Source organism: Rhodococcus sovatensis, from assembly GCF_037327425.1.
GTDB classification, from domain to species: Bacteria; Actinomycetota; Actinomycetes; order Mycobacteriales; family Mycobacteriaceae; genus Rhodococcoides; species Rhodococcoides sovatense.
In genome coordinates this window covers 1,540,113-1,553,279 of record NZ_CP147846.1, presented here as the reverse complement: position 1 = coordinate 1,553,279, position 13,167 = coordinate 1,540,113, and the positions used below count along the sequence as shown (strand labels likewise).

General features: G+C 64.0%; 11 protein-coding genes. 6 read left to right on the top strand and 5 right to left on the bottom strand.

Annotated elements, in window-relative coordinates; all coding sequences use genetic code 11:
* Positions 1-12 precede the first annotated feature (12 nt).
* Positions 13-981 carry a methylenetetrahydrofolate reductase gene (locus WDS16_RS07275; protein ID WP_338891619.1) on the bottom strand — a complete coding sequence of 323 codons (969 nt, stop codon included), beginning with the start codon at positions 979-981 and terminating at the stop codon, positions 13-15.
* Positions 982-1,207: 226 nt separating this feature from the next.
* Here WDS16_RS07275 and WDS16_RS07270 point away from each other — a divergent pair, with 226 nt between their 5' ends.
* The 4 genes from WDS16_RS07270 (at position 1,208) to WDS16_RS07255 (ending at position 6,610) form a co-directional block, all read left to right on the top strand.
* On the top strand, positions 1,208-2,245 hold the full coding sequence (locus WDS16_RS07270; RefSeq protein WP_338893281.1) for a polyprenyl synthetase family protein: 1,038 nt from the start codon (positions 1,208-1,210) through the stop codon (positions 2,243-2,245).
* 34 nt (positions 2,246-2,279) lie between these two features.
* The gene (crtI, locus tag WDS16_RS07265; RefSeq protein WP_338893280.1) at positions 2,280-3,845 is read left to right on the top strand and encodes a phytoene desaturase family protein; all 1,566 of its coding nucleotides are present in this window, start codon (positions 2,280-2,282) and stop codon (positions 3,843-3,845) included.
* A gap of 136 nt (positions 3,846-3,981) precedes the next feature.
* Complete coding sequence (locus WDS16_RS07260) at positions 3,982-5,622, top strand: alpha-(1->6)-mannopyranosyltransferase A (RefSeq protein WP_338891617.1); 1,641 nt, start codon at positions 3,982-3,984, stop codon at positions 5,620-5,622.
* The gene (locus WDS16_RS07255; RefSeq protein WP_338891616.1) at positions 5,615-6,610 is read left to right on the top strand and encodes a phytoene/squalene synthase family protein; all 996 of its coding nucleotides are present in this window, start codon (positions 5,615-5,617) and stop codon (positions 6,608-6,610) included. The genes WDS16_RS07260 and WDS16_RS07255 overlap by 8 nt, the downstream gene beginning before the upstream one ends.
* On the opposite strand, the gene WDS16_RS07250 is transcribed toward WDS16_RS07255, so the two are convergent.
* The gene (locus WDS16_RS07250) at positions 6,582-6,953 is read right to left on the bottom strand and encodes an Rv2175c family DNA-binding protein (RefSeq protein ID WP_338891615.1); all 372 of its coding nucleotides are present in this window, start codon (positions 6,951-6,953) and stop codon (positions 6,582-6,584) included. The two genes, WDS16_RS07255 and WDS16_RS07250, sit on opposite strands and share 29 nt — an antisense overlap.
* A gap of 150 nt (positions 6,954-7,103) precedes the next feature.
* On the opposite strand from WDS16_RS07250, the gene pknB reads away from it, so the two are divergent.
* Positions 7,104-9,107: a Stk1 family PASTA domain-containing Ser/Thr kinase gene (pknB, locus tag WDS16_RS07245; protein ID WP_422395765.1), complete on the top strand. Its 2,004-nt coding sequence runs from the start codon at positions 7,104-7,106 to the stop codon at positions 9,105-9,107.
* A gap of 3 nt (positions 9,108-9,110) precedes the next feature.
* Here pknB and WDS16_RS07240 read toward each other — a convergent pair whose 3' ends face one another.
* Positions 9,111-10,499 (bottom strand): class II 3-deoxy-7-phosphoheptulonate synthase, encoded by a 1,389-nt coding sequence (locus WDS16_RS07240; protein ID WP_338891612.1) that lies wholly within the window; start codon positions 10,497-10,499, stop codon positions 9,111-9,113.
* A 61-nt stretch (positions 10,500-10,560) separates the two neighbouring features.
* Positions 10,561-11,046, bottom strand: a complete 486-nt coding sequence (locus WDS16_RS07235; RefSeq protein ID WP_338891610.1) for a polyadenylate-specific 3'-exoribonuclease AS — start codon at positions 11,044-11,046, stop codon at positions 10,561-10,563.
* Positions 11,047-11,132: 86 nt separating this feature from the next.
* Between WDS16_RS07235 and WDS16_RS07230 the strand changes: the two genes are divergently transcribed.
* Positions 11,133-12,407, top strand: coding sequence for a glycosyltransferase 87 family protein (locus WDS16_RS07230; protein ID WP_422395764.1), 1,275 nt, complete (start codon positions 11,133-11,135; stop codon positions 12,405-12,407).
* Between the two features lie 6 nt (positions 12,408-12,413).
* Here WDS16_RS07230 and WDS16_RS07225 read toward each other — a convergent pair whose 3' ends face one another.
* A complete protein-coding gene (locus tag WDS16_RS07225) occupies positions 12,414-13,145 on the bottom strand; it encodes a lysophospholipid acyltransferase family protein (RefSeq protein ID WP_338891608.1) in 732 nt (243 codons plus the stop codon).
* Between the last annotated feature and the right edge of the window lie 22 nt (positions 13,146-13,167).

The following is a 13,167-nucleotide window of genomic DNA, read 5'->3' as shown; positions in this document are numbered from 1 at the left end:
CACGAGGGGCGCTCAGACCCTCGCTGCGCAGAGACCGAGATTGGTCAGAACCTCACGAGTGGCCCGCGCGAAGTTCAACGTGATGAAGTGCAGCGCCGGAGCACCCTCGGCGATGAGACGCTCGCCCATTTCGGTCGCCAGGGCGATGCCGACTTCGCGCACCGCTGCTCGGTCTTCCTCCGCCCCGGTCCCTGCTGCCGCAGTGAACCGGTCGTCGAGCGACTTGGGCAGTGCGGAACCGGACAGTGCGAGTGCACGACGGACGGTACGCAGCGATGTGATCGGCATGATCTCCGGAATGATGGGCTTCGCGCCCTGCTCCGGATCGCACGCCACCACTCGATCGCGGAGGCGCAGGTAGTCGTCGACATCGAAGAACATCTGCGTGATCGAGTACTCGGCGCCAGCGCGAAGCTTGTCCACCAGCACTCGCGTGTCCTGGTCGAGATCGACCGCCCGATAGTGCCCCTCGGGGAACGACGCAACGCCGACATGGAAGTCGCCCAGGTCTCGGACGAGACTGACCAGCTCCTCCGCGTACTCCACACCGTGCGGGTGCTTCTCCCAGTGTCCGAGGGGATCACCCGGTGGGTCGCCGCGAAGGACCAGAATGTTGGAGATGCCGCGGTCCGCATATGCGCCGACCATCGACCGGAGCTCGTCGACACTGTGCGACACCGCGGTGAGGTGGGCGACAGGCAGCAGAGTCGTTTCTTCTGCGATCTGTCCGGTGACGCGAACTGTTCGGTCGCGCGTCGACCCACCGGCGCCGTAGGTCATGGACACGAACGCGGGCCGCATCTGCTCGAACTCGCGCACCGCTCGCCACAGTCTGGCCTCTGCGGCTTCGTCTCGAGGGGGTGAGAACTCCACCGAAAAAGGAATCGGCGCCGACGCGTCAGTGCGTAGACGGTCGACTATGGAGGGAGTTCGAGTCTCCCACCCGTCGCTCGACCGCCCCCTGACGGCATCGAATGTCACCGACTCATCATAGGTTCCCCTGCAGACACCGGCGACGAGGGCCCGGCACCGACGGTGCCGTGCGGCGCCGGACGCTAAAGTTGAACTGCATCTCGCACTTTCGGATCGACTGGAGGATCTCCTGTCCGGGAAACTGACCACGGCTCAATCCACTGACCAACGCGTCCGACTCCTCACCGCTGTCGCGGGTGGCACATCGACACCGCGAGAACTCGTCGAGTCGGCACTGAACGAGTTCTTCGAATCCAGAAGCGAACATGTTGCTGTGGTGGGTGGTGGCTACGCGTCAGCAGTCGAGGAGCTGACCGAATTCGTCCTCCGCGGCGGCAAACGCATCCGACCTGCCTTCGCCTGGACCGCGTGGCTCGGTGCAGGCGGTGACCCCGCGAGCGATCAGGCGGTTCCAGTGATCCGTGCGTGCTCGGCACTCGAACTGGTTCAGGCGTGCGCGCTGATTCACGACGACATCATCGATGCCTCGATCACCCGGCGCGGGTTTCCAACCATCCACATCGGCTTCGCCGACCGCCATCGTAATGCAGGGTGGTCCGGCTCCTCCGCCCGCTTCGGCGAATCCGCTGCGATTTTGCTGGGCGATCTCGCCTTGTGCTGGGCCGACGACATGCTGCGTGAGTCCGGGATCGACTCCGATGCAGCCGCGCGGGTCTCACCTGTGTGGTCGGCGATGCGAACCGAGGTACTCGGTGGTCAGCTGCTCGACATCGAGGCGGAGGCCGGTCTGGACGAGTCGGTGGACGCTGCGATGAGGGTGAACCGCTACAAGACCGCCGCATACACAGTGGAGCGCCCGCTACACCTCGGCGCAGTCCTTGCCGACGCATCCCCCGAGCTCATCTCCGCATACCGCTCGTTCGGCACGGACATCGGTCTCGCATTCCAGCTTCGAGACGATCTGCTCGGAGTGTTCGGCGACCCTACGGTCACCGGAAAGCCATCCGGTGACGACATCCGTGAGGGTAAGCGGACCGTCCTGATGGCGACGGGGATGTCCCGTGCGGACGAGGCCGATCCTCGATCCGCGACGCTGTTGCGGACAAGCCTCGGCGACGCGGACCTCGACGAGGACGGAATCGGCCGGGTACGGGCGGCCCTGACCGAGGTGGGAGCCGTCGACGATGTGGAGCAGCGCATCTCGCACCTGACCGACCGGGCGATGGCGACGCTGGAAGCCGGTGACGTGGAACCGCAGGCAGCGAGTCAGCTGCGCCACATGGCAATCGCCGCAACTCAGCGAACGTACTGACACTTTGACCGGCTCGAAACGACGAAAGGCCGACGTGCGCTCCCTCAGCGGACAGACCGACTCCATCGTGGTGGTAGGGGCGGGCCTCGCAGGGCTCTCGGCTGCCCTGCACCTCATCGGGGCGGGCAGAAAAGTCACCGTCCTCGAGCGGGAGGACACAGTCGGCGGACGAGTCGGGGTGTATCCCGTGCCCGACGACGAAGGTTCCGTCCTCTACGAGATCGACAACGGTGCAAGCGTTCTCACGATGCCCAATCTGATCGAATCGGCTCTCGCCGCCGTCGGAGAGTCCTTCGATACGGTCTCGCCGAAGATCTCGCTGAGTGCGCTGTCGCCGAGTTACCACACGCGTTACGCCGACGGCACCTCCATCGACGTCTATTCCGACCCCGACGCGATGGCCGAGGAAGTCGCAAAGAAGTGTGGCGCTGAAGAAGCAGAGGGATATCGATCGCTTCGGCAGTGGCTGGCATCGATCTTCGATGCGGAGTTCGATCGCTACATCGATTCCAACTTCGACTCTCCACTCGACCTCGTCTCTTCGCCTGCTGCTTTGCGCGACACTCTCACCCTCACCCGGCTCGGTGGTTTCGGCCGACTCGGTCCACGAGTGGAGACGTTCTTGAAGGACGAGCGGTTGCGCCGCGTCTTCACGTTTCAAGCGCTCTACGCAGGTATGGCCCCCGCCAAGGCACTTGCCGTCTATGGGGCGATCGCCCACATGGATACCTCGCTCGGGGTGTACTTCCCGGAAGGTGGCATGGCTTCCATTGCTGCAGCGATGGCCGATGCTGTGACCCGCAACGGTGGGACTGTGATCACCGGTGCATCCGTGTCCGACATTCGGGTCGAGGGAGGGAGAGCAACTGCAGTACGTACGAACGTTGGTGTCGACCACCTGTGCGACGCGGTTGTCCTGACTCCGGATCTACCGGTCGTCGACGCCTTGCTCGACGGTGCGGGTGTGTCGACTCGCGGTCGACGACGTGGATACGGAACCGTGTCACCCTCCGCCGTCGTGTTTCACGGAACGGTCCCCACTCGCATCACCGACACGTGGCCATCGAAATCGCATCACACGATCGACTTCGGTGCGGAATGGGCGTCGACGTTCGCGCGGATCACAGCTCGCCGGGGGCGGGGAGCCCTCATGGCAGATCCTTCGCTGCTGATCACTCGACCCGCAGTGTCCGACGCCTCGCTTCTTCTCGAACGTGGCGGCGAGCCCTGCGAGCCGGTGTCTGTACTGGCACCGTGCCCGAACCTAGGCAGTGCACCATTCGATTGGCCTCGACTGCAGGATCCGTACGTACGCGAACTTCAGCAGGAACTGGAGCGGCGTGGGTACCTCGACGTAACGACCATGACCGTGGATCGCGTGGACACCCCGCAGACGTGGGCCGACCGCGGAATGCTCCTCGGTAGCCCGTTCTCCTCGGCTCACGTCTTCCGCCAGACAGGCCCGTTCCGCAGACACAACATCGTTCCCGGTCTCGACAATGTGGTGCTGGCCGGATCGGCCACGACACCAGGGGTCGGCGTGCCGACCGTCCTCGTGTCGGGCAAACTGGCTGCGGAGCGCATCTGCGGCACACCGTGACATTCCGGCGGTCACCGGGATGGTTCGGATCCACGAGGTCTACCCACTAAACTGACTGCGGCCATCGACTGTGAACCTCCCGTTCATCCGTCGTACGCCATCACCGCGCGAGACCGAAAGGAGGATGAATACCGCGATGTCCTCGGTCCAGGGTCCTGCAGCATCCGGCACGGCCGGATCCGACCCGACTCGCGACACCGCGTCTCCCTCCACAGAACCGAGCAAGTCCTCCCTTCGGCATCTGTCCCTTTTCTTGCGCAGCCCTGAGGGGCACGCCGCGGTTCTGGGAATGGTCGGCGCCGCACTCATCACCTTCGGCGGCTTCGGCGCAGGCAGCGTGAGGCGTCAGGACCCGCTGCTCGAAGCCATGCATCTGTCCTGGCTTCGTTTCGGCCACGGTCTAATCCTGTCCAGCATCCTCGTCTGGCTCGGCGTCGTTCTGATGATCGTGGCCTGGGTCCGACTCGGGCGCGCGACCCTCGGCGGAAGAACCACCGTGCGGGAGATCGGATGGGTCGTACCTGCGTGGACAGCACCGCTCCTGTTGGCAGTTCCCATGTTCAGTCGTGATGCCTACTCTTACCTCGCACAGGGTGCACTGCTCCGCGACGGATTCGACCCGTACGCCGTGGGACCGGTTGCCAACCCCGGAATTCTCCTCGACAACGTCAGCAATGTCTGGACGACGACGACCGCACCGTACGGCCCCCTCTTTCTTCTTCTAGGTCGGGCGATCACGAGCATCACCGGAGACAACGTGATCGCCGGCACGATGCTGCTGCGCATCACCATGCTTCCCGGACTCGCGATGATGGTGTGGGCTGTGCCGAGGCTGGCATCACACATGGGCGGCAAACCCGCGATCGCATTGTGGCTGGCAGTGCTCAATCCGCTCGTCCTCATCCACCTCATCGGTGGAGTGCACAACGAACTGCTGATGGTCGGCCTCATGACCGCCGGGATCGTGCTGGTTCTCGAACGACGGCACGTCGGTGGCATCGCACTCGTGGCCGTCGCAGTCGCGATCAAGGCAACCGCTGGCCTGGCGCTTCCGTTCATGGTGTGGATCTGGATGATTCACGAACGCGACAAAGCCATCGCCGAGAACCGAAAGCCGATGTCGCCCATCCGGTCGTTCGCCAAGACAGCAGGGACCGGTGCGGGCGTGTTCGCCGCCGTGTTCGTGATCTCGTCACTGATCGCGGGAGTCGGAATCGGCTGGCTCACTGCACTGTCCGGGTCCGCCAAGATCATCAATTGGCTGTCGCTACCGACCATCCTGGCGCACCTGGTCACCGTCAGCACCTCGTGGTTCCTCGACTTGCGCCTCGGCCCTGTCCTCGAGGTGACTCGGATGTTGTGCGCGGTCGCACTGGCGATCATCATCGTCGCAACCTGGTGGCTCTACCGCAAAACCGAACGCGACGCGGTCAAAGGGATCGTCATCGCCCTGGTTGCGATCGTGGTCCTGTCGCCCGCTGCGCTGCCGTGGTACTACTCGTGGCCGCTGGCGCTGGCAGCGGGCTTCGCGCTGTCTACGAGGACACTGATGATCGTTGTCGGTCTGTCGACGTGGCTGATGCTCGTCTTCCGTCCAGACGGTTCCATCGGCCTCTATACGGTTGCCCACGTCGCACTGGCCACGTTCGCCGCGGTGGTGGCGGCCTTGTCGTTGACTCGGGTGGACCCGCTTCGACTGCGCGGGAAACCGTCGACGTCGGCCGAACACGACGAGCAACGCGCCGATCAGCGGAGGAGTACGTCCGACCGTGGGTGAACTCGACGCCATCGACCCGTCGCTGCACGGCGCGTACCAGCTGTGTCGCGACCTGAACGCCCGTCACGGAAAGACCTACTTCCTGGCCACCCGGCTTCTGCCGGTGGACAGGCGTGCCGGAGTTCATGCTCTGTACGGATTCGCCCGCATGGTGGACGACATCATCGACGTCGATGTCGACGGTTCGCTCACGGAGACACCCTCATCCGACGTCCATCTCGCCCCGGCCGATGAGCGCGCCGCCGCGGAGGTCGACGCGCTCGAGCAGCGTGTCCGGGCGGCGCTGAACGGCGAGGGCCTCGGAAGCAGTCCCTCCGACCAGGTATTGCGAGCATTCGTCGACACGGTCGAGCGCTATCGCATCCCGCACGAGTACTTCTACGCGTTCTTCCACTCGATGCGGATGGACATCCCAGGCACCGACGTCTTTCGCTCTCGCTACCGCACCATGTCGGAGCTATCCGAGTACATGTACGGATCTGCGGCGGTCATCGGTCTGGAAATGCTCCCGATCCTGGGAGCTACGAGTGTGGATGCCGAAGCGCCCGCAGCCGCACTGGGCGAGGCTTTCCAGCTGACCAACTTCATCCGCGACATGGGAGAAGATCTCGACCGGGATCGAATCTACTTGCCCACCGAGGAACTCGCCGCGTTCGGCGTCGACGAAGAACTTTTGCGGTCCTGCCGTCTTCGCTCCCGGACAGACCAGCGAGTGGACCGCGCCTTGGCACATCTGATCGCACACACTCGCGCGATCTACCGCACCGCCGAGCCCGGTATCGAACTTCTGGATCCACGAGTCCGACCGGGCATGCGCACCGCCCTATTACTGTACGGCGGCATTCTCCGCGAGGTCGAGGACGGCGGCTACCGTGTGTTGTTCGAGCGGGCGCGGGTCTCGCGCGTGCGACGAATGTCGGTGGCCGGTCCCGCTCTCGTAGCCACCGGATGGAACGCTCTCAGAACGCCATCGCTTGCGCGCGCCTGATCACCTCGCGCATGAGATCTCCGTGCATTGCGTCGATAGGCCTACCGGGCAGACTGTCGTCTGATTCGAACAGCCACTTCAGGATCTCTTCGTCTTCGAACCCTCCGTCGTGCAGAACGGCGAGCAGACCCGGAAGACCTTTGACGATCTGCCGGCCCGAGGCGTTCAAGAACACCTCGGGAACGCCGGGCACGCGATTGCGCTTGACGGCGAGCAGTTGGCGTTCGCGCAGCATCTGCTCGACCCTGGACTTGGGAACGTCGAGAATCTTGCTCACGTCGATCAGCTGCAGCAGCGAGACGGATGGATCCAAGACGTCGTCGGAGTAAGGGATTGTGCTCACTGCAGTAACGTTAACGGGTTGGGTCTCGGATACGAAAAGCACTGCCCCGACGCGGAGCGTCCGAGGCGAACGCGATATCTATCCTGGCTACCATCACGTAGGTAGCGCCTCGAATTCCCTGCTCCAGCGTTACCTCAGGAGGTTGAACAAGTGATATCCGGAGGATCCGTGTCTGCGGGTTCGTTGCTGGATCGGCGCTACCGCATCGACGCTCCCATCGCGCGCGGCGGCATGTCCACGGTCTATCGCGCACTCGACACCCGACTCGATCGGCCGGTCGCCGTCAAGATCATGGACCCCAAGTTTGCCGAGGATCCCCAGTTCGTGGCGCGATTCGAATTCGAAGCCAGGGCGGTGGCCAGGCTCAACAATCCCGGACTCGTAGCTGTCTACGATCATGGACGTGACGGCGAGTACGCATTCCTCGTCATGGAGTTGGTCGAAGGCGGGACGCTGCGTGAGCTGCTACGCGAACGCGGGCCCATGCCCCCACATGCGGCCGCAGCCGTCATCCGTCCGGTATTGGACGCGCTCGGCACAGCCCACCGAGCAGGCCTGGTACACCGCGACGTCAAACCCGAGAACATCCTCATCTCCGACTCCGGGGACGTCAAGATCGCCGACTTCGGCCTCGTTCGCGCGGTTGCTGCATCGAACGCCACTTCCAGCTCCGTGATTCTCGGCACAGCCGCGTACCTCTCCCCCGAACAGGTCACAACCGGATCTGCCAACGCGGGCAGCGACGTGTACGGCGTCGGCGTCGTCCTGTTCGAGCTGCTCACCGGTCGAACCCCCTTCAGCGGCGACACGTCCCTGTCCATCGCGTATCAACGGATCGACAACGATGTCGCTCGCCCCAGCAGCCTCATCGCGGGCGTGCCGCACGAGTTCGACGAATTGGTCTCCCGCGCGACGAATCGCGATCCGGCGAGCAGATTCCACAATGCCGATGAAATGGCTCGCGCGCTTCGCGCCGTCTGCGCGCGCCTCGAATTGCCCGCATACCGCGTACCGGCACCGCGGCGATCCGCGGAACACCGAAGCGCTGCCGTCCTCGGCGCGCCGACGGCATTCGCAGGCGATCGCATCGCCGAACCTCCGGCACCGCCGACACAGGCCGTGGCGGCGCCGGTAGCCGCGGACGCCGGGCTGCACCACACCCGTGTGCAAACCGCCCCGACGGCACGCGATGATGCGCCTGCGCCGGACGTGGTTCCGCCGCACACCGTCGGTCGCCGCCATTACGAATTTCCGGACTTCGATGCGGACCGCCAGCGCTCACGCCGGGCAATCGTCATCTGGTTGACCGTCGTGGCGTTGCTTGCCGCGCTCGTCGGAGTCGGCGGCTGGTGGATGGGTTCCGGTCGATACACGACAGTTCCCGAGGTGGGAGGTCTTGATCTTGTCGGCGCCGAAAGCGCTGTGGAGGCAGCAGATCTTGTCAGCGCGACACGGGGAACCTACTCCGACACAGCGCCGCTGGATTCGCTCGTCGGTACCGACCCGACTACCGGCTCTCGGGTTCCTCGCGGTGACACGATCTACCTGCTGGTCTCCCTCGGAGCACCGAGTGTCCCGGACATCGCGCCGGGAATTTCCGTCGGCGATATGCAGGAGCTGTTGCGCGAGCGCACATTCGACCCTGTCGACGGCGGAGAGGCATTCAGCACCACTGCCCCGATCGGCGGAGTAGCGGCGCTCGACCCACCGCCGGGTACCGAACTCTCGGTCGGCGACACCGTGAAGATACTTCGTTCCAAGGGTGCTCCCCCGGTCGATGTGCCTGACATCGCCGGCATGTCGGCCGACGAGGCCGCCGCCGTACTGGCATCGGTCGGGATTTCGGTGGAAGAGACCGACGTCGCATTCGACGAGGACACCGACGGTGGCAAGGTCAGCGGTACCTCACCTGAGATCGGTACGAGCGTGACCGCAGGAAGCAGCGTTCGACTTCAGGTATCCAACGCGATCTCGGTGCCTTCGCTTCTCGGCCGATCGGTCGCATCGGCGCGCGAAACGTTGGAGCGTCTCGAACTCGGCGTGCAAGTGCGGCAGGTGTTCGACACCGACGGCTCGCTCGTCGTCTCGCAGACCCCAGGGCCGGGAAGCCGCGTGGCCCCGGGGTCCACTGTCACAGTCGTGTCGTTGCCCTAACCGTCAGCCCCGAAGCATCTCCGCGACCAGGAATGCCAGTTCGAGTGACTGCTGTGTGTTGAGCCGCGGATCACACGCCGTCTCGTAGCGTCCCGAGAGATCGAGGTCCGAGATCTCTTGCGCGCCACCGAGGCACTCGGTGACATTGTCACCGGTCAGTTCGACGTGCATACCGCCGGGATGGGTGCCGAGGCTGCGGTGGATCTCGAAGAACCCCTGAACCTCGTCGACGATCCGGTCGAAATGCCGTGTCTTGTATCCGGTGGACGCCTCGTGCGTGTTTCCGTGCATGGGGTCGCATTGCCAGATCACCTGGTGACCGGTCGCCTGCACCTTCTCGATGATGGGTGGGAGCAATTCACGGATCTTGCCGTTGCCCATCCGCGAGATCAGTGTCAATCGGCCCGGCTTGTTGGTCGGATCGAGTCGCTCGACGTATTCGACGGCCATGTCGGGTGTGGTCGACGGACCGATCTTGAGACCGATCGGGTTGTGAATGAGTTCCGCGAGCGCGATGTGCGCGCCGTCGAGCTGCCTCGTTCGGTCACCGATCCACAGGAAGTGTGCCGACAGGTCGTACAGCTTGGGATGATCCGCGTCGGCGTTGTCGAGACGGAGCATCGCCCGCTCGTAGTCGAGAACGAGCGCTTCGTGGCTGGCGAAGATCTGCGCGGTGTGCAGATTCGGATCGTTGACACCGCAGGCGTCCATGAACCGCAGCCCGCGATCGATCTCCCCTGCCAAAGCCTCGTATCGAGCACCGGCAGGCGAGCTCTGGACGAACTCGCGATTCCAATCGTGCACCTTGTGCAGATCGGCCATCCCGGCGCCGGTCAGCGCGCGAACGAGGTTCATTGCGGCGCTCGCGTTGGCGTACGCACGCACGAGTCGCGATGGGTCATGTTGGCGCACAGCCTCGTCGGCTACGAGCGAGTTGACCATGTCGCCTCGGTACGACTTGAGACCCAGTGCGTCCACATCGGACGACCGGGGCTTGGCATACTGCCCGGCGATTCGGCCGACCTTGACCACAGGCATGCTGGCACCGTACGTGAGCACGACTGCCATCTGGAGAAGCGTCCGGATGTTGCCCTTGATGTGCGGTTCGGTGTTGTCGACGAACGTCTCCGCGCAATCGCCGCCCTGGAGCAGGAATGCCTCTCCCCGTGCGACGGCCGCGAGCTGATCCGACAGGGACTCGACTTCACCGGCGACAGTGATCGGGGGCACGCTTTCGAGCACCTTGCGCATGTCCGCTGCCTGCTCAGGATCCCAGGAAGGCTGCTGCGCCGCCGGCTTAGCCAGGGCGTCGTCGAGCTGCTGACGCAACACCCCCGGCAGCGGCGGAAGGTCGGGCAAGCGCTCGATGGGTACGTCGACAGTCCAGTTCACAGCTACAGGATATTCGCTGTCTATCCGGTGACAGCGCGCGGCACCCTCGACTCGAGGTCGGTCAGCGCGACGCAGACTCGACGGCTTGGAACTTGGCAAGATTGTGACGAGCATCGGCGAGCGCATCGTGAGCGTCGTCGGGCGCAGGGGGCAAGTACGGACTCCCTCGGTCCTCCCAGTGTTGACGCAGCTCACGGGTGAACCTCGGCAACGAACGCGGCAAGTCGGTCATCGACCCCCACAGTTGGCACAGCGCAACATGGTCGTACGCGGCCACCCATGCCCACAGCTCGACGTCGGCGCCTGGGAACGGGACGAGAAACTCGAGCAGCTCGTCGCGGATTCGTGCTCTGCTCTTCCACAGCGGTGACGAGTACGGTGGCAGCTTGGGCAGAACGTTGCGTCGAACCCATTTTCCTGCGCGCTCGGGGTCGAACTCGGAGGACACAGCATAGAATTCACGCCCGTCCTCGGAGACCACAGCGATCGAGACCAGCTCGATTGTGCGACCATCCTCGATGAACTCGGTGTCATAGAAGTAACGCACGCAGGACACACTATCCCGACGCGACGACTCGACCAGCACGAGTGTCGACCGACACGGGGGCCGAGCCACAAGAAGAAGGAACGACGTTGACGACACCCGGGACGACTGCGCAGGCGCAGGAGACACAACAGGCCCCAAGACACACTCTCCCGCCTGCGGTACTCGCGATCACCTGCGTAGTGATCGCGGTGGCGTCACTGGCGGGCATCGCATACAACATCTTCGGCCTACCGCCGCTCCGAGAACTGACGTCGCTGGGCAACTACTACCGAATCGATCTCGACGTCTACCGACTCGGTGGCGGAGTGTTCGCCGCCGGCTCACCGCTGTACGGAGAAATGCCGCCGACCCAACTGGGCAATACGCTGCCGTTCACCTACCCACCCATCGCGGCCGTACTGTTCAGTTCGCTCTCGGCCGTGACGCTGTACTCGGCGGGCATCCTGGTCACCATTTTGTCGATGGTGCTTCTGTTCGCGACGATCGTTCTCACGCTCCGATCCCTCGGGTACGCACCTCGAACTCTGCTGCTGTGGGCAGCGGGCGGGATCTTCGCCACCGCACTCGTTCTGGAACCGGTGTTCTCCACCCTCGACTACGGTCAGATCAACATCGTGCTGATGGCGTTCGTCGTCGCGGACTGCCTGCCGCGTAAGACGCCCTGGCCCCGCGGCCTACTCATCGGATTCGTCGCAGCCGTCAAGCTGACACCCGCCGTTTTCGTCCTGTTCTTTCTGCTACGCAAAGACTTTCGCTCCGCCGTGATCTCGGGACTGAGCTTCGCCGCGTTCACGGCGCTCGGATTCCTCATAACGTTTTCCGATTCCGTCACGTACTGGACCAAGACCCTCATCGACTCCGACCGAATCGGTCGACCCGCCTACGCTGCGAATCAGAGCATCACCGGCGTACTCGCTCGGTTCGGGCTCGACGACTCGCTACGGTCCGTTCTGTGGATCCTGCTGTCGTGCGGCCTACTTGTGATCGCTGCAGTAGCAATGCGCTCCGCGTTCTCTGCCGGCCAGACTGCGCTCGCCCTCGGTGTCAACGCGATGTTCGGACTTCTCGTCTCACCCGTGTCGTGGTCACATCACTGGGTATGGGCGGTGCCGTTCATCGTTGCCCTCGGCACGCTCGCGTTCCGCCGACGTAGCTATGCCGTGCTGGCATTCGTCGGCGTCGGCGTCGTGTTGCTTCATTTCGCACCGCACTGGCGCCTGGCAGGTGGCCGCGCCTCGGGCCTCGGTTGGCCCGTGTGGGACCAGCTGGCGGCGTCGTCGTATGTCTGGTGGGGTATCGCGGCCCTGTTCGTGGTGGCGTTCGCGCCGTTGCGCAGCGTCTCGCTCGGTACGAAGCCGTAGAACGCGTCAGCTGGCCCGGGTGTCGGGGATGCGCTCGGGACCGTCCTGCGCAGCAGTCGGCGCCGGGACGGTCTTCTTGAGCGAGGCGGCGTAGACGTCTACGTACTCCTGACCGGACAGCAGCATCAAGTCGTACATCACCTCGTCTGTGACAGCGCGTTCGACGAATCGGTTGCCCGCCATCCCCTCGAAGCGTGAGAAGTCGATCGGCTTGCCGATCCTGATCGTGATCTTCGCCGGGCGCCACACCTTCGAGCCGATCGGGTTCATCTTGTCCGTGCCGATCATCGCTACGGGTACCACCTGCACGCCGGTCTTCAATGCCAACCGGGCCATTCCGGTCTTGCCCTTGTACAGACGTCCGTCGGGTGAACGGGTTCCCTCGGGATAGATGCCGAGCAACTTGCCTTTACCGATCACCCGGGCACCGGCGTTGAGCGCGTCCTGCGCTGCATCCGCACCGGTTCGGTCGATCGGAACCTGGCCGACCGCGGTGAAGAACCACTTCTGGAATGCACCCTTGAGACCAGGACCGGTGAAGTACTCGCTCTTCGCCAGAAAGGTGATGCGGCGCTGCACCTTCAGCGGTAGATAGAACGAATCGAGGACGGCCTGGTGATTGCTCGCCAGAATTACCGGCCCCCGCGCCGGAATGTTCTCGAGACCCTCGACAGTCGGTCTACCCAGAGCAGTCAGGATGGGACCGATGAGGACGTACTTGAACAGCCAGTACCACATGGCGTCCTTCCTGATCAGAAAG